General features: G+C 38.9%; 24 protein-coding genes. 11 read left to right on the top strand and 13 right to left on the bottom strand.

Annotated features, from left to right (window positions below):
- The first annotated feature begins 48 nt into the window (after positions 1-48).
- Both nhaB and dsbB read left to right on the top strand, forming a co-directional pair.
- Positions 49-1,596 (top strand): sodium/proton antiporter NhaB, encoded by a 1,548-nt coding sequence (gene nhaB, locus OO184_RS00620; RefSeq protein ID WP_265377540.1) that lies wholly within the window; start codon positions 49-51, stop codon positions 1,594-1,596.
- 177 nt (positions 1,597-1,773) lie between these two features.
- A complete protein-coding gene (dsbB, locus tag OO184_RS00615) occupies positions 1,774-2,283 on the top strand; it encodes a disulfide bond formation protein DsbB (RefSeq protein WP_265377539.1) in 510 nt (169 codons plus the stop codon).
- A 130-nt stretch (positions 2,284-2,413) separates the two neighbouring features.
- Here dsbB and OO184_RS00610 read toward each other — a convergent pair whose 3' ends face one another.
- The 3 genes from OO184_RS00610 to OO184_RS00600 all read right to left on the bottom strand — a co-directional run bounded on the left by OO184_RS00610 (position 2,414) and on the right by OO184_RS00600 (position 4,351).
- Entirely contained in the window at positions 2,414-2,716 is a 303-nt protein-coding gene (locus tag OO184_RS00610) for a putative hemolysin (RefSeq protein ID WP_265377538.1), read from the bottom strand.
- A gap of 53 nt (positions 2,717-2,769) precedes the next feature.
- Positions 2,770-3,102, bottom strand: coding sequence for a DMT family transporter (locus OO184_RS00605; protein WP_214054479.1), 333 nt, complete (start codon positions 3,100-3,102; stop codon positions 2,770-2,772).
- A gap of 769 nt (positions 3,103-3,871) precedes the next feature.
- Entirely contained in the window at positions 3,872-4,351 is a 480-nt protein-coding gene (locus tag OO184_RS00600) for an Hcp family type VI secretion system effector (RefSeq protein ID WP_265377537.1), read from the bottom strand.
- Between the two features lie 418 nt (positions 4,352-4,769).
- Between OO184_RS00600 and OO184_RS00595 the strand changes: the two genes are divergently transcribed.
- From OO184_RS00595 to OO184_RS00580, 4 genes are all read left to right on the top strand, one after another.
- A complete protein-coding gene (locus tag OO184_RS00595; RefSeq protein ID WP_265377536.1) occupies positions 4,770-5,771 on the top strand; it encodes a hypothetical protein in 1,002 nt (333 codons plus the stop codon).
- A 1-nt stretch (position 5,772) separates the two neighbouring features.
- Complete coding sequence (locus tag OO184_RS00590; protein ID WP_139657299.1) at positions 5,773-6,180, top strand: hypothetical protein; 408 nt, start codon at positions 5,773-5,775, stop codon at positions 6,178-6,180.
- 27 nt (positions 6,181-6,207) lie between these two features.
- Positions 6,208-6,627, top strand: coding sequence for a hypothetical protein (locus OO184_RS00585; protein ID WP_265377535.1), 420 nt, complete (start codon positions 6,208-6,210; stop codon positions 6,625-6,627).
- A 335-nt stretch (positions 6,628-6,962) separates the two neighbouring features.
- On the top strand, positions 6,963-7,346 hold the full coding sequence (locus OO184_RS00580; protein WP_265377534.1) for a hypothetical protein: 384 nt from the start codon (positions 6,963-6,965) through the stop codon (positions 7,344-7,346).
- 55 nt (positions 7,347-7,401) lie between these two features.
- Here the strand turns inward: OO184_RS00580 and tssD are convergent, their stop codons facing one another.
- Positions 7,402-7,641 (bottom strand): type VI secretion system tube protein TssD, encoded by a 240-nt coding sequence (gene tssD, locus OO184_RS00575; RefSeq protein WP_312023670.1) that lies wholly within the window; start codon positions 7,639-7,641, stop codon positions 7,402-7,404.
- Between the two features lie 394 nt (positions 7,642-8,035).
- On the opposite strand from tssD, the gene OO184_RS00570 reads away from it, so the two are divergent.
- The 4 genes from OO184_RS00570 (at position 8,036) to ttcA (ending at position 11,664) form a co-directional block, all read left to right on the top strand.
- A complete protein-coding gene (locus OO184_RS00570) occupies positions 8,036-9,037 on the top strand; it encodes a hypothetical protein (protein WP_265377533.1) in 1,002 nt (333 codons plus the stop codon).
- Between the two features lies 1 nt (position 9,038).
- Positions 9,039-9,446, top strand: coding sequence for a hypothetical protein (locus OO184_RS00565; protein WP_265377532.1), 408 nt, complete (start codon positions 9,039-9,041; stop codon positions 9,444-9,446).
- A 29-nt stretch (positions 9,447-9,475) separates the two neighbouring features.
- The gene (locus OO184_RS00560) at positions 9,476-9,883 is read left to right on the top strand and encodes a hypothetical protein (RefSeq protein WP_265377531.1); all 408 of its coding nucleotides are present in this window, start codon (positions 9,476-9,478) and stop codon (positions 9,881-9,883) included.
- A gap of 851 nt (positions 9,884-10,734) precedes the next feature.
- Positions 10,735-11,664: a tRNA 2-thiocytidine(32) synthetase TtcA gene (ttcA, locus tag OO184_RS00555; protein ID WP_265377652.1), complete on the top strand. Its 930-nt coding sequence runs from the start codon at positions 10,735-10,737 to the stop codon at positions 11,662-11,664.
- Positions 11,665-12,131: 467 nt separating this feature from the next.
- Here the strand turns inward: ttcA and zntB are convergent, their stop codons facing one another.
- Entirely contained in the window at positions 12,132-13,115 is a 984-nt protein-coding gene (gene zntB / locus OO184_RS00550) for a zinc transporter ZntB (RefSeq protein WP_265377530.1), read from the bottom strand.
- A 16-nt stretch (positions 13,116-13,131) separates the two neighbouring features.
- Positions 13,132-14,790 carry a peptide ABC transporter substrate-binding protein gene (locus tag OO184_RS00545; protein ID WP_265377529.1) on the bottom strand — a complete coding sequence of 553 codons (1,659 nt, stop codon included), beginning with the start codon at positions 14,788-14,790 and terminating at the stop codon, positions 13,132-13,134.
- A 173-nt stretch (positions 14,791-14,963) separates the two neighbouring features.
- Here OO184_RS00545 and tpx point away from each other — a divergent pair, with 173 nt between their 5' ends.
- A complete protein-coding gene (gene tpx / locus OO184_RS00540; protein ID WP_265377528.1) occupies positions 14,964-15,467 on the top strand; it encodes a thiol peroxidase in 504 nt (167 codons plus the stop codon).
- 42 nt (positions 15,468-15,509) lie between these two features.
- Here tpx and tyrR read toward each other — a convergent pair whose 3' ends face one another.
- The 7 genes from tyrR to pspA all read right to left on the bottom strand — a co-directional run bounded on the left by tyrR (position 15,510) and on the right by pspA (position 21,363).
- Positions 15,510-17,093, bottom strand: a complete 1,584-nt coding sequence (tyrR, locus tag OO184_RS00535) for a transcriptional regulator TyrR (RefSeq protein ID WP_265377527.1) — start codon at positions 17,091-17,093, stop codon at positions 15,510-15,512.
- A 257-nt stretch (positions 17,094-17,350) separates the two neighbouring features.
- Positions 17,351-18,415 (bottom strand): YcjF family protein, encoded by a 1,065-nt coding sequence (locus OO184_RS00530; protein ID WP_265377526.1) that lies wholly within the window; start codon positions 18,413-18,415, stop codon positions 17,351-17,353.
- On the bottom strand, positions 18,412-19,809 hold the full coding sequence (locus OO184_RS00525) for a YcjX family GTP-binding protein (protein WP_265377525.1): 1,398 nt from the start codon (positions 19,807-19,809) through the stop codon (positions 18,412-18,414). Before OO184_RS00525 ends, OO184_RS00530 begins: the two co-directional genes overlap by 4 nt.
- 51 nt (positions 19,810-19,860) lie before the next feature.
- The gene (locus OO184_RS00520; protein ID WP_049581339.1) at positions 19,861-20,040 is read right to left on the bottom strand and encodes a hypothetical protein; all 180 of its coding nucleotides are present in this window, start codon (positions 20,038-20,040) and stop codon (positions 19,861-19,863) included.
- Between the two features lie 41 nt (positions 20,041-20,081).
- Positions 20,082-20,435 carry an envelope stress response membrane protein PspC gene (gene pspC / locus OO184_RS00515; RefSeq protein WP_265377524.1) on the bottom strand — a complete coding sequence of 118 codons (354 nt, stop codon included), beginning with the start codon at positions 20,433-20,435 and terminating at the stop codon, positions 20,082-20,084.
- A complete protein-coding gene (gene pspB / locus OO184_RS00510; RefSeq protein WP_265377523.1) occupies positions 20,435-20,653 on the bottom strand; it encodes an envelope stress response membrane protein PspB in 219 nt (72 codons plus the stop codon). Before pspB ends, pspC begins: the two co-directional genes overlap by 1 nt.
- A 35-nt stretch (positions 20,654-20,688) precedes the next feature.
- Positions 20,689-21,363: a phage shock protein PspA gene (gene pspA, locus OO184_RS00505; RefSeq protein WP_265377522.1), complete on the bottom strand. Its 675-nt coding sequence runs from the start codon at positions 21,361-21,363 to the stop codon at positions 20,689-20,691.
- Positions 21,364-21,542: the final 179 nt, after the last annotated feature.

Raw genomic sequence — 21,542 nt, 5'->3', positions numbered from 1 at the left:
TTGTTTAAAGAACACAATCTTACGAATTTTAGAGGAACTTTAATTGCAATGGAAACCAGTATCCTAAAAACAACGGTAAAAAACTTTCTCGGCAACTCGCCAGATTGGTATAAACTAGCTATCATCATTTTTCTCATCACCAACCCACTGATATTCTTCTTCATTAACCCATTTGTCGCAGGCTGGTTGCTAGTTATCGAATTTATTTTTACTTTAGCAATGGCGCTTAAATGTTACCCGTTACAACCGGGCGGCCTGCTAGCCATTGAAGCGGTCATTATCGGCATGACCTCGCCGCAACAAGTCAGTCATGAAATTGCTAATAATCTAGAGGTTATACTGTTGCTGATATTTATGGTTGCAGGAATTTACTTTATGAAGCAATTACTATTATTTGCTTTCACTAAACTCCTGCTCTCCATAAAATCTAAGCGCATGCTTGCCTTAGCATTCTGCCTGGCTAGCGCATTTCTATCAGCATTTCTCGATGCCCTGACCGTTATCGCGGTGGTTATTAGTGTTTCCCTTGGCTTCTATTCTATCTACAACAACTTTATTACTGATCAGCATGATCAACTTAACTCTAAACATGGCGATCACATTGAGGCAGAAAAAAGGAAACAAACGCTTGAACAGTTTCGTGCTTTTTTGCGTAGTCTGATGATGCATGCAGGTTTAGGTACTGCCCTCGGTGGTGTGATGACGATGGTAGGAGAACCACAAAATCTGATTATCGCCAAAAACGTTAATTGGGATTTTGTTACCTTCTTTATTCGCATGGCTCCGGTTACCCTACCTGTCTTTATCTGCGGGCTGTTAGTCTGTTTTTTGGTCGAACACTTTAAGCTGTTCGGTTACGGTGCAGAATTGCCAGAACGTGTCCGACAGGTATTGGAAAATTACGATAAAAAAACTAGCGCAAAACGAACACGGAAAGAAAAAACGCAGCTTATTGCTCAAGCGCTAATAGGTATATGGCTCATTATTGCGCTGGCATTTCATCTGGCAGAAGTTGGTCTGATCGGCCTTTCAGTCATCATTCTAACCACATCATTCTGTGGTATTACCGAAGAACATGCATTAGGTAAAGCATTTGAAGAGGCGCTACCATTCACGGCATTACTAACAGTATTCTTTTCTATCGTTGCAGTCATCGTTGACCAGCAACTGTTTACGCCATTTATTCAGTTCGTATTACAGGTTTCTGAAACTTCTCAACTTTCCCTATTCTATCTATTCAATGGCCTGCTCTCATCAGTCTCAGATAACGTGTTTGTTGGTACGGTTTATATCAATGAAGCGAGAGCAGCTCTGCAAGAGGGGCTAATTTCACATAAACAATTTGAATATCTGGCTGTTGCGATTAATACCGGCACTAACTTGCCTTCCGTTGCCACACCTAATGGACAAGCAGCATTTCTGTTCCTGTTGACTTCGGCATTATCGCCATTAATCCGGTTATCTTATGGCCGCATGGTGATAATGGCATTACCTTATACCATTGTCATGACTTTGGTCGGTTTGCTGTGTGTGGAATTTCTGCTAATTCCAGTCACTGACATGATGGTTGATTGGGGCTTAATTACTTTGCCATAACCGGCAAAAATTTATTTCATAGCATAATCAAAACCGTATTGCGTATCGACTACACACAATACGGTTTTATTTTTTCCCCGAAAAAGCCAGATTGACCTTAATTGGCTTTTTTTGTTACCTGTAAGTCGGCAAAATAGGCGTTCAATTATTTATCTTAATCTGTATGGAAAAACGGAAATGATGCGATTTTTAAACCACTGTTCTCAAGGACGAAGCGCATGGCTGTTAATGACCTTGACTGCCCTGATACTGGAAGGCTCGGCATTATACTTTCAACATGTGATGAAATTACAACCCTGCGTGATGTGTATTTATGAGCGAGTGGCGCTGTTTGGTGTGTTGAGCGCCGGAGTATTGGGTATGATCGCACCAAAAACGCCGTTACGCTGGCTGGCTATTATTTTGTGGATCTACAGCGCCTGGAGTGGCCTACAACTCGCATGGGAACATACTATGATGCAGTTGCACCCTTCTCCATTTAATACCTGTGATTTCTTCGTAAACTTCCCTTCATGGTTGGCGTTAAATCAATGGCTTCCCTCTGTATTTGAAGCTACAGGCGATTGTTCAGTAAGACAATGGCAATTCCTGACATTAGAGATGCCGCAATGGTTAGTCGGTATTTTTGCCGCTTACCTGGTTGCTGCGGTATTAGTACTAATCAGCCAATTTTTTATCCGTAAATAACGACCAACTCAGACAGCTAAAAATGATTGTCTGATGAATCAAATATAGTCGCAGAATCATGCCTAAGGCTGCCTATAACCGGATATCCGAACGGCATGTTCCTGCTCATATCAGTTACTTAATTTCTACCTCAAATTGATGCACAGGAACCTTGCAATAGCGCCCTTTCATCACAACGCTTACCATTTGCCAACTGGCAAACAGGTATTTGCGCGCCATTTAATTGTATTGCTAATGCAGGCATACCACCTGCATAAGAACAGATTGCTCTGGCATTATCCCTAAGAGCAACTTCCGGTTGAGAATATTGTATTGCCTGATATTGGATAGATGTTTTCCCTGCCTGGCTACTACAACCCGCTAATACAGCAATACTAAAAAGTACTCCTAATAAGACTGTCTGGAATCCTTTATTATGACTAACGTTTAACATATCTCTTCTCCAGAAAACGATTCAGGGAAAACAGAAGCGCCGTTAATTGTTAATTAATGTGCACTGCTATTAGAAAGCAGGTTTATTACCATTACACCGGCAACAATAAGAGCCATACCTAAAATAGCCGCCCAATCCAGCTTCTGCTGATATAAAAATATCGCGGCAACAGAAACCAACACAATACCCAAGCCAGACCATATGGCGTAAGCAATCCCTAATGGCACCACTTTAACTACCTGAGATAACCCCCAAAAAGCGATGCCGTATCCAACAATGACCAATATAGAAGGGAATAGTTTACTAAACCCATCAGAGGCTTTTAATGAAGCCGTTGCGATAACCTCAGCAACAATTGCCATTGCTAAATATGCAAATCCATTCATATCCTTACTCTCTATAGTAGAAAAAATAAATCGACCAACGTTAATAGACAAAAACGGATTGAATCTATCACAAACGCTTTAAGGTGTAACGTAACAAAATTGATATATTTCGTTCCTTAAATCCAATTCAAACCTTATTTACTCCCTGTTCGCAGAAGTACCGCACAGACAGGAAAATCGTTGCAGATATTCTACAATAAATATGAAAAAATGCTAATCATAGGTTCCAACTTTGAGATTCAGATCAGAATCATTCACACGATAACCTTTAAGATTATTTAAGTAAAATATGTATTGTAAAATTAGCAACCAGTATACTTATAAGTTAAAAATAATCCTAACATCTGATTAAGCCATCAAGAGCACGAAACTATCAGGAAGTTATGTTGTCTAACGTTGAATCAACATGTTAAACACGACTACGGAAGCAAGAAGAAAATAGAGTATATTATATTTCTTTTATTGATCTTTTCATTATATCAGTAGATATTTACAAGATAAACCAGCATAATATCAATAAAATAATTAGATTATATACATGCTATTAATAGGAAAAAATGAGAATAAATGGACCTGATAATAAATACATACACCAATAACCTTACAGTTTTATTCAAGATTTATCTTTTAATTTAATTCATTGAATAAAAACATATTTCATTACCATTAATACAAGTGGGACATTCTTTTTCATACCAATGGTAATGTATTTAAATTTGAAAAACACTCTTATATTCTAACCAAAATATAAGCGTATAAACTGTATTTATCAATAAACCATCTCATCCCAAATAAGATATCCTGATGTTCCCGCCATATGATGTCGAAAAGTAATATTAGCATACTGAACCGAAACAACCTCCTCCGGCTGACCATTATTATCATTAATAACATGCGGATAATTAACATTTAAATCACAAATTCTTGCGCCAGTGAGCAAGATGGAATAAAAAAGTTCTTGTGAACCTATTGAAGAGGTCCGATAAATATCAAATGTCAATTCCAGTTTTTCACGGTTAGCAGCCGCTATCATTAGCAATGGGGAAGATTTATCTAATAATTTAATAAAGTTTACCGGCTGATAATTGACATGCTGAGCGACAGTCAAACCATGATTGAATTGCAACACCATAATTTTATTTTCAAATCCACTCTGATATCGGTTACCAATAGAATCTAAAGTTGAACACCCTTGAGAAATAAGCCCTTGGTTTTCGCCTTTTATCGTCACATAAATCATATTTGCCATATTACACCTTAATTAACTTACCTTATTACACCTTAATTAACTTACCTTAATTAATTTACCTTATGTTCCACTCCACATTTTGAGTTATTTTTCTTCGATTTCAATAAGAGAATTGTAATGAATCGTTAAGTATCTTATATAAATGTAAATATTGAAGGCTCGTAGTCAGACCAAAGATAATAAAAAATTTTCATCACTATTGCTATCCTTTAGTAAAGAAAAAAACGTAAATTAATCAATATTAACAGACAAAACCAGATTGAATTTATACATCACTTAACCCTCTATAAATTCTCACTCCGTAGAGATTAGAAACCCGTTTGCTATATGTTGAAGATAATCCGATTATCTGATTAAGTTATGTCATCTAACGTCAGGCCAACATGTTAAAAGCTACCACAGGAACAAATAGAGTATTATGAAAAAAAACATTCAACCCGGTTTCTGTGTCGTACAGCAATCTGGAGGATTGAGTTTTCAAGCAAGTCTGTTATTCAGCCATTCAAATAGCGAAGCGGCCCGGTATTTTATGGCATTAAATTCAAATTACCGATTCCTGAAACCGGGACAAATCCTGCTGGTTGCAGATCCAGATTCCTATAATCCGCCACACATAATACAGCTATTAAAGCAATCTCAGTATGAAGTAAACCGATCCATTTCAGCTTTACCTAATGAATACGCGGCACTTTTGCATCGTCATTTTGGTCTGTTTCACTATGTGCTGGATCAGGGAGGAACTTTGGTTGGTACCTCTTCATCTCTGGGTAACTCTTATTTCTCCCAAATTAAAAAAAATCTGTCAAAATTACAGAAGCTTTATCAAAAAGAATATCGGCTAAATGGGCTAAACCGAAAATATGTCAGTCCCGAGTTTTATGTAGAAAGACAACTGATTATGGGTAACCTAAAGAGATTATTGAATAAAGTTGGCCGACTCTCTTTGAAAATCGACCAACATCCTAATCTAAAGCATGCGCTAAAGTTATCAACTAAAGCCATTGCTCATCAATGGGATAAAGTCGGAGTTGGCGCAATAAAGGGATATAGTCAAACAATTATACAAAGTGAAAAAATGGTTAAATGGATGAAATATGGTGGCTGGGTTGCAATCGGCTTAGATTTTACTGATACCACCGGGCAAGTTATTGATGCCTGTAATTATGGGCAAACAGGGAAATGTGAAAAAGTAGCTATCAAGGAATATAGTAAATTTGCTGGCAGGACAGGAGTAGGAGCAGGTCTTGCATATATTGGTGGAATTACCGCAGACGCAGCATGTGTTGCTCTTGGTGCTACATCTGGGGGACTAGTTGCTGGAATTTGCATGGCGGGTGGCGGCCTTGCCGGTGGTTATATTGGTAGCAAAGGAGGAGAATTGCTCCTCGAATTTATTGTTGAATCTTCAATGGGACTTTAATATGAATAGAATCACTTTCATCATCTTGGTTATTTTTTTTATCTCTTTCAACCTTTTTCTCATTATATCGATAGCCATTTACAAAATAAATCAAAAAAAGATGGATGAAATTATTGAATTATATATGGAAAAAGGGTTTTGCTTATCAACAGCAGCATACATTGGTCATTCTATGGGTATTCATGGTCAGATTCATCCTGCCGTATTTTTCTATAAGTTATTAACAGGGAAAAGAATAAGGATAAATGAGCCTGGTAGTAAATATATGCCCCAAGAATCTTATGATTTCATTCAAAACTTACCCTCCAATTTGACCCACTGGATAAAAATATATTTCATCACTATCAATATAAGCCTTGTATCCTTATCTATATCAATGGCAATATACCTATTTGAAAAATACGCTTAACTATATGGATATTCATGGGGTGTCAATATGAATATAATCACCTTTATCATTTTACTTGTTTCTTTTTCTTCTTTTCTTCTTTCTCTTGCTATATCAATAACTATTTATAAAATAAATCAGAAAAAGATGGATAAAATTATTGAATTATATATAGGAAAAGGGCTTTTGTTATCAACAGGTGTGAACATTGGCCGTTTTATCGGTGTTTATGGTCAGTTTCAAATTGCTACATTTTTCTACATGTTATTAACGGGAAAAAGAATAAGGATAAATAGACCTGACAGTAAATACATGTATCAAGAATCTTATGATTTCATTCAAAATTTACCTTCCAGTTTAACTCATTGGATAAAAACATATTTCATCACCATTAATATAAGTTTTATATTCTTCTTTATATCAACAGTAACGGCTTTATGTCATAAATACTCTTATGTTTTCAACTAAAATCAGTTAAAATACGCACTAAAACCTGGAGATCATATTATGAATAAAAATGGAGAACGCAATGGATAAATCTTCTATTAAATATTTTCTCGGAAATTAATATAAACAGAATAATTACTCTTATTGTTATTATCTCTTAATCAGTTTATTATCTTTCGCTATTGGGATAGTATTTCTTACATATGACAAATATATCTTGCCGTTCTTTAATTAGGACTTTTTCCAGAAGAACACGTAGCCAGGAAGGCTATAGGTAACTATGGATTTGAGAAAGCTGCGGAATTTACTATAGATTTATTTATAGGAAATTAACTATGAGAATATTGGATTTGATAATGACAATATGTCTTTTCTTATCTCTTTTACTTTTGATTATATCAATAGCCATTTATAAAACAAATCAAAAAAAGATGGATAAAATTATTGAATTATATATAGACGAAGGATTTTATTTACCAATAGGAATAACGATAGAACGCTTCGGAAGGATGCGTGATCAGTTTCAAGTCGTTATGTTCTTCTACAGGCTGTTAACTGGAAAAAAAATGAAAACAAACCATCCTGATAGCAAATATATGCACCAAGAATCTTATGACTTTATTCAAAATCTACCCTCCAGCTTAACACACTGGATAAAAATATATATCATTACCACTTATATAGGTGCAGCATTTTCTCTCATATCAACAATAATAATCTTAATTCAAAAAGATTATTAATCGTGCTAAACCTATTTAAGAGTTTCAATAAGCATTGAATATCAGTTCCAGTTTTTCACTTGTTAACAGCCGCTATCATTAGCAATGGGGAAGATTTATCTAATAATTTAATAAAGTTTACCGGCTGATAATTGACATGCTGAGCGACAGTCAAACCATGATTGAATTGCAACACCATAATTTTATTTTCAAATCCATTCTGATACCGGTTACCAATAGAATCTAAAGTTGAACACCCTTGAGAAATAAGCCCCTGAGATTCACCTTTTATCGTCACATAAATCATATTTGCCATACTATACCTTAATTAACTTACCTTAATTAATTTACCTTATGTTCAATTCCCCATTTTGAGTTATTTTCCTTCGATTTCAATAAGAGAATTGTAATGAATCGTTAAGTATCTTATATAAATGTAAATATTGCAGGCTCGTAGTCAGGCCAAAGATAATAAAAAATTTTCATCAATATTACTATCCTTTATCAAAGAAAAAACTGTAAATTAATCAATATTAACAGACAAAACCAGATTGAATTTATACATCACTTAACCCTCTATAAATTCTCACTCCGTAGAGATTAGAAACCCGTTTGCTATATGTTGAAGATAATCCGATTATCTGATTAAGTTATGTTATCTAACGTCAGGCCAACATGTTAAAAGCTACCACAGGAACAAATAGAGTATTATGAAAAGAAACATTCAACCCGGTTTCTGTGTCGTACAGCAACCTGGAGGATTAAGTTTTCAAGCAAGTCTGTTATTCAGCCATTCAAATAGCGAAGCGGCCCGGTATTTTATGGCATTAAATGCAAATTACCGGTCCCTGAAACCGGGACAAATCCTGTTGGTTGCAGATCCAGATTCCTATAATCCGCCACACATAATACAGCTATTAAAGCAATCTCAGTATGAAGTAAACCGATCCATTTCAAGTTTACCCAATGAATACGCGGCATTTTTACATCGTCATTTTGGTCTGTTTCACTATGTGCTGGATCAGGGAGGCACTTTGGTTGGTACCGCTTCATCTCTGGGTGATACTTATTTCTCCCAAATTGAAAAAAATCTGTCAAAATTACAGAAGCTTTATCAAAAAGAATATCGGCTAAATGGGCTAAACCGAAAATATGTCAGTCCCGAGTTTTATGTAGAAAGACAATTGATTATGGGTAACCTAAAGGGATTATTGAATAAAGTTGGCCGACTCTCTTTGAAAATCGACCAACATCCTAATCTAAAGCATGCGCTAAAGTTATCAACTAAAGCCATTGCTCATCAATGGGATAAAGTCGGAGTTGGCGCAATAAAGGGATATAGTCAAACAATTATGCAAAGTGAAAAAATGGTTAAATGGATGAAATATGGCGGCCGCGTTGCCATTGGTCTTGATTTTGTTGATACCACCGGGCAGGTTATTGATGCCTGTAATTATGGACAAACAGGGAAATGTGAAAAAGTAGCTATCAAGGAATATAGTAAATTTGCTGGTAGAACAGGAGGAGGAGCAGGTTTTGCATATGCTGGTGGAATTGCCGCAGGCGCAGCATGTGTTGCTCTTGGGGCTGCAACTGATGGCTTAACTGCCGGACTTTGCATGGCGGGCGGCGGTCTTGCCAGTGGTTATATTGGCAGCAAAGGAGGAGAATTGTTCCTCGAATTTATTGTTGAATATTCAATGGGGTTTTAATATGAATAGAGTCACTTTTATCATTTTACTTATTTCTTGCGCTTCTTTTATTGGTTTTTTCATTATATCATCAGCCATTTACAAAATAAATCAAAAAAAGATGGATAAAATTATTGAATTATATATGGAAAAAGGGTTTTGTTTATCATCAGGAGCATACATAGGGCATTTTATGGGTATTCACGGTCAATTTTATACTGCCGCATTTTTCTATAGATTATTAACAGGAAAAAGAATAAGAATAAATAAACCCAATAGTAAATATATGCCAAAAGAGTCTTACGATTTTATTCAAAATTTACCCCCCAATTTAACTCACTGGATAAAAACATGTTTCATTACCATCAATATAAGTGTTGCATCCTTCATTATATCAATGGCAATATACCTATTTGAAAAATACGCTTAATCATACTGAAAATTCAATAGGACTTTAATATGAACATAATCACCCTTATTATTTTGATTATACTTTACACCTCTTCAACACTTATTCTTTTTATATCAATAGCCATTTACAAAATAAATCAGAAAAAGATGGACAAAGTTATTGAATTATATATAGAAGAAGGACTTTATTTGCCAACAGGCATAATGATACAACGCTTCGGAAGGATGCGTGATCAGATTCACGTCGTTATGTTCTTCTACAGGCTGTTAACTGGAAAAAAAATGAAGATAAATCAGCCTGATAGTAAATATATGCACCAAGAATCTTATGACTTTATTCAAAATCTACCCTCCAGTTTAACGCATTGGATGAAAACATGTATCATTACCACTTATATAGGTGGAGCATTATTTTTTACAGCAACAATAATAGTCTTAATTCAAAAAGATTATTAATCGTGCTAAATGGATATGCGTGGCTGTCGGCAGTGTAGTAGGTGGAGTTACCGGAAGCACAGCGGAAAATTTCTTAATCGATAAAATAGTAAGTGAATAACATGAATATCCTAATTAATACAATTAACTTTCTCATGATTTCTTTATTTTTAGTTAGTCTGTTTTTGCTACTATTTTTATTCTTTTTTTATGGGGTAAAGAAAGCATCCTTCGCAGAAATCAGAGAAAAATATACACAAAAAGGATTTTTTATACCACAAATTATATATGTAATATCGTTCTCTGGTTTTTATGGTAGTTATTATTTATCCTGTTTCTTCTACCAGATAATAACCAGAAAAAAGACTATAATATCTCGTGCTTATATAGGTAATTCCATACCGGAAGAAGCATATGAGTTTGCAAACAGTATACCTAAAAAACTTGCTTCAATAATAATTATATATTATTGTTTATTTTCTATTTCTATATTACTGTTCACCTTAAGCAGTATACTTATCTTGTTATACAAGTGTTTAACGAATACATAAAACACACCCTACTTTTACATCAACAATAATAGCCTTAACTCAAAAACATTATTCATTATGCTAAACCTATTTAAGAGGATCAATATAAATAACAGTCAGACCATGATTAAATTGCAGCACTGCAATCTGATTTTCATCTCCATTCTGACACCGACTACCAATAGAATCCAGAGTATGCGCGCTCTTCATCTTCGACAACAGAAAAAACTATCAATTGATTAGCATTAACAGGTAAAAACGAGCGGAATCTATCGCAAACTCTTTTAAGGTGTCAGGTAATAAAAATGGTATACTCCATCCCCTAAATCCCATTTAAACATTATCTACAGAGTGTCCGTGGTGGATCAGAAACAACAATATAACCTGAACAAATTACAGAAGCGTTTACGCCGTGATGTCGGTCAAGCAATCGCTGATTTCAATATGATTGAGGAAGGCGATCGTATTATGGTCTGCCTTTCTGGTGGTAAAGACAGCTATACCCTGCTATCTATCCTGCAAAATCTGCAAAAAAGCGCTCCGGTTAATTTTTCACTTGTTGCAGTTAATCTGGATCAGAAACAACCCGGTTTTCCTGAGCATATCCTTCCCGCTTATCTGGATGAACTGGGTGTGGAATATAAAATTGTCGAAGAAAACACTTATGGCATAGTGAAAGAGAAGATACCCGAAGGTAAAACAACCTGTTCACTCTGCTCCCGTTTGCGCCGTGGGATCTTATATCGCACAGCCACTGAGTTGGGCGCAACGAAAATTGCATTAGGCCATCACCGTGATGATATTTTACAGACCTTATTTCTCAATATGTTTTACGGCGGCAAACTAAAAGGTATGCCGCCAAAGTTGATGAGTGATGATGGTAAACATGTTGTCATTCGTCCTCTCGCCTATTGCCGTGAGAAAGATATTGAGCGCTATGCAACCGCCAAAGCATTTCCAATCATTCCTTGTAATCTCTGTGGTTCACAACCCAACCTGCAACGTCAGGTTATTAAGGATATGCTACGGGAATGGGATAAGCGTTATCCGGGCAGAATTGAAACTATGTTTCGTGCGGTACAAAATGTCGTTCCATCGCATCTCAGCGATTTTAATTTATTCGATTTTAAAAATATCACTCACGACAGCGAAGTTATTGATGGCGGCGATCTCGCTTTTGACCGCGAAGAATTACCCATACAACTCGTCGGTGATATAGAAGATCAGCCCGATTACCAATCAGAACGGCTGGATGTTGTTGAAGTAAAATAGTTATACCCAATGGATTTCAAGTTGCATCGCGACGGCAAGGGAGCGAATCCCCGGGAGCATAGATAACTATGTGACTGGGGTGAGTGAGTGCGGCCAACAAAGAGGCAGCTTGAAAGATGACGGGTATATTCTTAATCATACCGCTCTGGATATATTTCAGAGCGTCAATTTCTTTGTCTCTTTTGCCTTGATTTTTATTTATTTTCCTACAACAACGATAAATAAAAAAAGCCGACATTATAAATTAATATCGGCATAAGAATGGGCAATTATTCTGTATAAAGACTTATGTGAGAAAAACTACAATTACGGAGAACAACGTTCATCGCTTAACGTTGTTTTCACCTGCGAGAGTTATCATGCCTCAATGACGTCTGGCGAATATTGATATATCTCAAATTAAGAGCTAATTTTAGTAACACTTCCCCCGCAGTTGTGTTTCATCTCGCCAAATAACTCTCTAATTATCACAGCCATTTACTTCTTTTTAACCACAAAGCAACAAATATAATCAATCCCAATAACAGCAAACAAAAAATACTAAAGCCTAGATGGTTTTCATTGCCAGGAATACCACCAAGGTTGACACCAAATAATCCGGTCAGGAATGTTGTTGGTAAAAAAATCATAGCAAGTAATGACATAGTATAAGTACGACGATTCATCGCATCCGCCATCATGGATGTAATTTCATCTGAAATAATTGCTGTACGAGCAATACAACCATCCAAATCATCCAATTCTCTTCCCAAGCGGTCAGCTATTTCCTGCATTCGATGGCGATCTTCATCACTCATCCAGAGTAATTTTTCATTGGCGAGACGGGCAAATACATCTCTTTGAGGCGCCATATAACGACGAAGAATGATCAATTGTTTACGCAGTAAAGCTAATCCACCTCGCTCTGGCGTCCGTTGCTCAAGAATCATATTCTCAAGCTCAATAAGGTTGTCATGAAGATCTTCAATAAAATTACCCACTTCATCAGTTATTGCATCAGCCATTTCAACCAACCAATGCCCGGTCGTTTTCGCGCCTATACCATTTTGTAAATCACTCAGTACCTGTTCAAGTGAATGAACTTTACGATGGCGACTGGAAACGATAATTTCAGCATTAATGTAAATACGGAATGTGACCAATTGATCGGGACGTTCACTTTTATTGCTATTAATTGTCCGCAGCGTGATCATCGTACCATCACCAGTACGCACTATTTTCGGTCTAAAACTCTCTCCAGCCAGCCCCTTTTTGACCGTTTCTGGTAACAAATCAGTGTCCATTATCCAGCGATAACTCTTGGGATTATGGTAATCCAGATGTTGCCAGAAAGGTTGAGCTGGTGTGGCTAATCCATTCATATCAATCGATGTCATGCCGCCTTGACCATCAAACTGACAAGCATAGACTGCATCAGCCTCTTTCAATGATGAGCCATAAATGGTCTCCACATCCAGCTCCTTACCCTCAATGCTTAATTATGTACATAGTATGGCTATATGCCACGTCTTCAGGATTGGTGATCGGGTATCCTTTTAACCAAGGTTTTATCAACCTGCCGTTAGTGTACTGATAAATCGGTGCAATAGGCGCCTGTTCAGCAATCATTTGCTCCGCTTTGTTATAGTCATCGTTTCTTAAAGCATCATCTGTTCGCAAACTAGCAGATTGTAGTAATTTGTCATAATTTGCCTGATGGAATTTAGCAATATTGCCACTATGCGTTGAAGTTAACAGGCTTAGAAATGTAGAAGGTTCATTATAATCACCCACCCAAGATGCTCGAATAACATCAAAATCGCCCGTGTTACGGCTATCAATATAAGTTTTCCATTCCTGATTCATCAAACTCACTTGCGCCCCCAATTTTTTCTTCCACATAGAGGCAATAGCAATCGCAATTTTCTGATGGTTTTCGGAATTATTATAGAGCAGAGAAAGTTTCAGTGGATTGTTCGGCCCGTAACCCGCCGCTTGTAACAAAACCTTAGCCTGTTGATCCAATTCTGCCTGTGTATGTTGTTCCATGTCACTGAGCGCAGGATGGAAACCAGCAGTCACATCCGGCGTAAAATGCCAGGCAGGTTTCTCTCCTGTCCCTAAAACTTTTTCAGTAATGACTTTGCGATCAATTGCCATAGAAAGCGCTTTACGTACTCTGGCATCATTAGTTGGCGCACGTTGAGTGTTAAAAGCATAATAATAGGTTCCCAACTGATCCGGCGTATAGACTTGCCCAGGTAATTCATGCTGCAATTTTTTATACATATTTTTCGGGAAGGATTCAGTGATATCTAAATCATCCGCCAGATAACGTTTAGTCGCGTGTGATTCCTGATTAATGGGCACAAATGTGACTTTGGTTAGGACGGTTTTTTTATGATCCCAATAATAAGGGTTTGGTGTCAGAACGATTTTCTCATTAACAATTCGATCATGTAATTTGAAAGCGCCATTTCCCACCAAATAACCAACTTTTATCCACTCTTTCCCATATTTTTCTACTATCTTCTTATTTACCGGGTAGAGACTGAAATTCGCCGTCAGATTGGGGAAATAAGGCACAGGCCGGTTTAATGTCACTTTTAATGTGTGCTTATCAATGGCCTCAACACCCAGTTTTGCTGGCAGCAGTTTGCCGTCAATAATTTCCTGCGCATTTTCAATACCTGCAAGTGCGGCAAACCAAGCAAAAGATGACGTATTAGCCGGAGTGACTAACCGCTGCCAACTATACACAAAATCTGTCGCAGTAACGGGTTCACCGTTTGACCAACGGGCATCAGAACGCAATGTAAAAAACCAAGTTTTGTTGTCTACAGTTTTCCACGCTGTTGCTACACCGGGAATGGCATTGCCATACGCATCCTGATTCACCAACCCTTCAAACAGATCGCGCTGAACTTGCGCTTCTGTCAGGCCTACGGCATTAATCGGGTCTAAGGACGCCGGTTCGTCTTTTAGATGACGTACCAGTTCTTGTTTGTCATTAAGCTGAGTACCAGGAGGAACTTCCGCAGCAAAAGCAGAAACGGTGATAAGAGAACTACTGATAATAAGAGAACTATTGATAATAAGAGAACTATTGATAAATAGTGCACAAGAAATCAGATTGAAATAGCGCATAAGGTAATAATCTGCCCTGTTATAAAATAGATATCCCATTGCTAAATTATAAGCCATTGTCGAAATGACACAATCAGACAATTTTACTCTCACAAGCACTATTTTTGATGGGCAAGAGCCGAATATTCTTCTACACTGGGCAATCGTGGTTCATTTATCAGAGGAAGAAAACTATGACACAAACAGTAAAATTTCAAGGCAATGATATCTCCGTAAGCGGCCAGTTCCCAAAATCAGGGGAAAAAGCGCAAGATTTTACTCTGACAGCCAAAGATCTCTCCGATGTCTCTCTTAGCCACTATGCCGGAAAGCGTAAAGTGCTGAATATTTTCCCAAGTATCGATACCGGTGTTTGCGCAGCATCAGTACGTAAATTTAATCAGGTAGCGAATGATTTGGAAAATACCGTCGTTCTGTGCATTTCCGCCGATCTGCCTTTTGCTCAGTCCCGTTTCTGCGGCGCGGAAGGGTTATCGAATGTCGTCACGCTGTCTACCCTGCGTGGCGGTAGTTTCAGTGAAGATTATGGCGTTGCCATCAGCAACAGTCCTCTGAGTGGTCTCACAGCCCGTGCAGTCATTGTGCTTGATGAAAGCGACAATGTGATTTATAGCCAACTGGTTGATGAAATCACTAATGAGCCAGATTACGATAACGCACTGGCCGTACTGAAATAAATCCCGTGATTTGTATAATGCCCACTTCCGGTGGGCATTATTTTACTCGTCGTCATCCGGTTCATATTCAGTAGCATGTTTCCTGCTACTCAGACCATATTCTCTCAATTTATTGGCAATCGCAGTATGCGATACCCCAAGACGTTTAGCCAGTTTACGCGTGCTTGGATAATGCCGATAAAGACGCGTCAACACTGAACGTTCAAAGCGTTTACTGATTTCATCCAGAGAACCATTGAACACATCTTCACTAAAAGACACCTCTGTTTCAAACTCTGGCAGTTGGATATCCCGCGGCGTCAGCTCCATATTTTCAAGCTGAGTCAATGCGCGATAAATAGCATTTTGTAACTGCCTTACGTTACCGGGCCAACTGTAACTCATTAGGAAATGGGAAAGTTCAGGGGACAATTTAGGTTTCAGCACCCCCTGCTCTTCGGAAAAACGCTCAATAAAATACTCCACCAGCGGCATAATATCTACTTTGCGATCACGCAATGGCGGAAGTGTAATCGCCAATACATTAAGACGATAATAGAGGTCTTCGCGAAATTCCCCCCGTTGCACTAATTCAACCAGATTTTTTTGTGTAGCACAGATAACTCTGACATTCACTTTAACTTCGTTTTCTTCCCCTACTCGGCGAAAGGTACCATCATTAAGAAAACGCAGTAACTTAATTTGCATCTGTGGCGACATTTCCCCAATTTCATCCAGTAAAACAGTGCCGCCATTGGCCTGCTCGAAGAAACCTTTCTTTCCTTCAATCGCATTGGGATAAGCGCCGGCAGCATAGCCAAACAGTTCACTTTCTACTACATCATCCGGCATTGATGCGCAGTTCAACCCCAGGAAAGGTTGCTTTCCGCGTAAGCTGTGCAAATGACAAGCTTTTGCCAGAATATCTTTACCTGTTCCTGTCTCGCCAATCAGCAGCAGCGGCGCATCCAACATCGCCATCTTACGGGCCTGTTCAATAATCTGAGTCATTTTTGGGCTGACAGCGATAATTTTCTTAAATTCACTGCCATCATTGTCAGTCAGTTTTTTCAGTTGATTCCCTATTCGGGCGGCAGATTTGAGCATAATCACCGTACCAACACACTGCATTTTCTGCTTTTCATCAATCAGTTGGATAGGCGTAATATCCATCAGGTAGTCCAAACCTTTGAGAGTTATCCTTTCCACACGCTGCTGGATATTTTTATTTTCAAACCAGCGCGAAAAGTTATAACCGCTGATAAACTGCCCGATAGGTTTTTGATAAGTTTGTTCTTCACTCACACCAAACAGCTTAAACACCGCAGAGTTAGCAAGTTCAATATTTCCTTTCAGATCAACCGAAAAAACAGGCTCAGGCAAGGACTCCAACAATGCGCACATCGCTTTGTGTTCTCTTTCGGAAGGCATAAAAGAGACGGTACGAACATCAATAACACCATTAATACGACGAATTTCCGCCATCAATTTACGAAATACATTGAAATCAACTGGTGAAAAATTAAGGTAAATCCGGCCGATTTGGGATATTTCTATCCCTTTTAAATCAATATTCTCTAATACCAGTAGATCGAGCAATTCACGGGTAAGCCCAATTCGATCATGGCAAATAACTTCTAAGCGCATCTGTTTTGACCTTATTTACACTAATACATATAATTTTTTAAAATACTACTCTCTACGATTATTCATATGAAGCATTCTGTCAGTAAAAATTGACCAGACTCCGGTTTTTTCAATGTCGTAAATAACACAGCATTTGAAACTTTCACTAAAATAAACAAATTCTACAATTGATTATAAAACAGATTAATAAAATAACGTAAAACGTTGTCGTTATCTGGATATTTTGTGCCTTCATATAGAATTAAAGCATATATCATTTAATCAACTATATTCTTAGATTTATTTGGCAGGATATTCTTAAGTTGAGTGATTAGCTGACGACGGAAATCTCCTAATTTAGGTTTGTCACCTTCTATCCAAGGTAAAGGCCTACATAATTCCATCGCTTTAATACCCAGCCGGGCGGTCAGTAAACCGACACCGATCCCTTGGGCGGCTCTGGTAGAAAGACGCGCGGTGATATCCTGCGATAACCAATCCATACCCACTTCCCGTACCATTTCTGAGACGCCGGAAAAAATAATATTCAGCAGAACAAGGCGGAAAAGCCGAATACGACTGAAATATCCCAATTCAATACCATATAGAGCTGCAATACGATTAATTAGCCGGATATTACGCCAGGCAATAAATGCCATATCGACAATCGCCAACGGGCTAACCGCTATCATTAATGCCGATTCCGCAGCATAGCGGCTGATTTCAGCCCTGGCTTGAGAATCTAAAACAGGTTGAACCCATTTGCTGTACAACAGCACCACTTCACGATCATTATGTGTATCGTGTAAAGCGGCCCGCCAACGCTGTAACGCCGGGTTATGCTGTTCGATACCCGCCTGACTTGCCAACCTCTCACAAAATTCCCGCCCTTTACCCATACCATGATGCTGTAATAATGCTTTCGCAGTATCACGCTCTTCAGACCGCATTCTTAGCCGATAAAGACGACGCCACTCACTGACAAGAGAACCTATACCCGCAAAGACAATCATGCCCCCTGCTGCCGCTACACCTAATGCGCTCCAATCCTGTTGCTGCCATGATTGATAAATCCATTGCACAAACTGAGCAACAGCGCTCACGCCTAGTAAAATCAGAGCGCCATATACCATTTTACGCCAGCAACTACGCTTGGGTTTCAATGCCGCATTAACTATCCCTTCTACCTGACCTTCGCGCTCTTCTGTCTCAAGTTCTGGCGATACAGGATAGAAATTCGCCATATCTTTTTCATCGAAAATCTGAGCGGGTTTTAAAACCGGCTGTTGTGGCCCTGATAAGGGTTCTTCAAAGTCAATTCTTGGCTTCAAGGGCTCGGTCATCTCACTTTATCTCCCACTAAAAATTCCAGCACGGTATCTAACCGAATATGAGGCAATGGCGTATCAGTATCTACCGGACAAGGGCCAAATTCCTCGAAAGAGAAACCCTGCTTTTGCCAGAAATTATCATCAGGTAAACGCCGCGGTACTTCACCGGGAAAAAATGTCAGTGATTTACCATCTGTAAGTCGATATCCCTTCAACGCCGGAATGCTTTCACCGTGATGTTCAATCACGCCATTTTCTGTCGCCCGTACCGATGCCAAACCAACACAATCCATGCTGATACCTTCGAAAGCCGCATTTTGTCTGGCTTCCTGAACCAATTGCTGAAGTAAGGAAACCAAATTAGCATGTTGATCGGCAGTAACATGATCTGCCTTACTGGCAGCAAACATTAATTTATCAATGCAAGGGGAAAACAGGCGACGGAAGAGAGTGCGTTTACCATAATGAAAACTCTGCATTAATTGTGTCAGCGCCAAACGCATATCATTAAATGCTTGTGGTCCACTGTTCAATGGCTGTAAACAATCTATCAACACAATTTGCCGATCAAAGCGTAGAAAATGCGCTTTATAAAACCCTTTCACAACTGACTGGCAATAATATTCAAAGCGCTGACATAGCATACCAATATTCGTGTGTTTATCTGCCTGAGCAAATTGTGACTCAACGATATGGTTGATATCCGGCCACGGAAAAAATTGCAAAGCTGGAGCGCCCATCATATCACCGGGCAGAACAAATCTCCCCGGCTGGATAAAATGCAATCCTTGCTCTTTGCATTTAACCAAATATTCCGTATAGGCCTGAGCAATAGCAGCCAATAGATTCTCATCTGCGGGCGCCAGTGGATCGCACTGTTTACAAAGTTCCAACCAAGGCTTTGCCCATTCAGCTCTTTCTCCCTGCAATAAGCTGTTCATCTGGTGTGACCATGTTAAATAACTTTGTGCCAACATTGGTAGATCTAACAGCCATTCACCGGGATAATCCACAATTTCCAGAAATAACGTGGCTGTTTCTTTGAAATGACGCAGCAGAGAATTCTCAGAACGGTAACGAAGCGCCAGCCGGATTTCACTGACACCCCGTGTCGGCGTCGGCCAGGCAGGTGGTGTGCTGTAAAGTGCGGCCAATCCTTCATCATAAGTAAAACGGGGAACGCCCAAATCACGTTGAGGAACCCGTTTTACACCTAACAAGCGACCGTCACGCACAGCAGAAAATAGCGGCAACCGGGCGCCGCTATGGAGGTGAAGTAACTGGTTAACCAAAGATGTGATAAACGCTGTTTTACCACTACGACTTAATCCTGTCACCGCTAACCGTAAATGGCGATCCATCCCACGATTAACCAGTGCAGTTAATTCATTTTGCAGCCGTTTCATGTCTCTCCTGTGATAAATATGACGATCAGGCAATACCAGTTACCAGTTGCATCATTTAACTTTTCCTGCAACTCGTGCTTGCAGAGCTTCACGCTGACATTGCATCTCTTGTTTGGCCAACTTATGAGAAACCCAAACCGTGTTAGGATCATCGGCCTCATTGAGACCTTGTTTCACTTGTTCCCGGAACCAATTATCGTGTTCCGCCGCTTCATGAGTTCGTTTCAACATTAATGACTCCACAACTAGCCCAAGGCATTCCTAAATTATTATCAAAGCTGCTTGAAACGACTGCGAACACTGAACGTTTCAGAAGTAATATAACGTTCCATTTGGCGCAGACGAATCTCTCCCGATTTCAATTGATAGTCGATTTCATTCAGCAAACTTTGGGCTGAAAAATAGTCCTCTTGGGTATAACCCGGGGGTGCCGGGTCAAGGACGAAAACCAATACAATATAAGCGACAACCACAAACCCAAACAGGCCAAAAAACAGTGACAATACCGCTATGACACGAATCAAACGCACTGGTACATCAAAATAATAGGCCAACCCAGCACAAACACCTTTAATTTTGCCTTTTTCAGGTATTCGATACAGTTTCCGGCGATTACCATTCGACATTATGATTGCCTCCAATCAGGATGTTCTGCATCCAGAATATCTTCCAATGTTTTGATTCGTGCCTGCATATGTTGTACATGCTCTGCCAGACGCTGAATTTCATTCTGATCTAACTGGCTTTGATTGGAATTCCGGTCGCTATAATGCAACCACAACCAGATGGGTAGCACAAAAAGTACAAAGATAGTCAGCGGAATGCCAAGAAATATAGAGCCCATCACTTTTCCTTATGGTTAGTTAAGCGCGCCAACATTTAATGTTGTTCTTTATTAGCATTTATTTTAGCCTTCATTGCCGCTAATTGTGCACTGATTTCATCGTCTGCTTTTAATTCAGCAAACTGTTGATCCAGAGATTTTTGTTTTCCCATGCCCACGGCTTCAGCTTCCGCTTCCATATGATCGATACGGCGTTCAAATTGCTCGAAACGAGCCATTGCCTGATCAATTTTACCGCTGTCGAGCTGACGACGAACTTGTCGGGAAGAGGCAGCCGCTTGATGACGCAGAGCTAACGCCTGTTGTCTTGCTCGGGTTTCACTCAGTTTGTTTTCAAGTTCAACAACTTCCCCTTTCATTCGCTCAAGTGTCTCTTCCAGTATGGCTAATTCATGTTTCAATGTATCCACTAAAGCAGCCACCTTCTGTTTTTCAATCAGAGCCGCTCGCGCCAAATCTTCTCTCTCTTTACTCAACGCCAGTTCCGCTTTTTCCTGCCAATCATGCATTTGCTGTTCACCTGCGGTAATGCGGCGGGATAACTGCTTTTTCTCTGCCAGAGTACGGGCAGAAGTTGAGCGAATTTCAACTAAAGTGTCTTCCATTTCCTGAATCATCAGGCGAATCATTTTCTGCGGATCTTCCGCTTTATCCAGTAATGAAGAGATATTGGCATTCACGATATCAGCAAAACGAGAGAAAATACCCATAGTAAATTATCCTTTTTGATTAAAATTAGTTAATACTCTGTTCATGTCACTCTTAAATCTTATCAAGAACCGTGCCAACTTTTTTTCTCTCTCTATTCTCATGAAATATAAAGAAAATTTTTTATTTGATTTTTTAGCGCAACAGAATAAAGTGGTCTAAATAACTAATTATTGGTGAA

This window comes from Photorhabdus aballayi, assembly GCF_026153155.1.
In the GTDB taxonomy this organism is placed as follows: Bacteria; Pseudomonadota; Gammaproteobacteria; order Enterobacterales; family Enterobacteriaceae; genus Photorhabdus; species Photorhabdus luminescens.
This window is presented reverse-complemented; position numbering and strand designations above follow the sequence as displayed.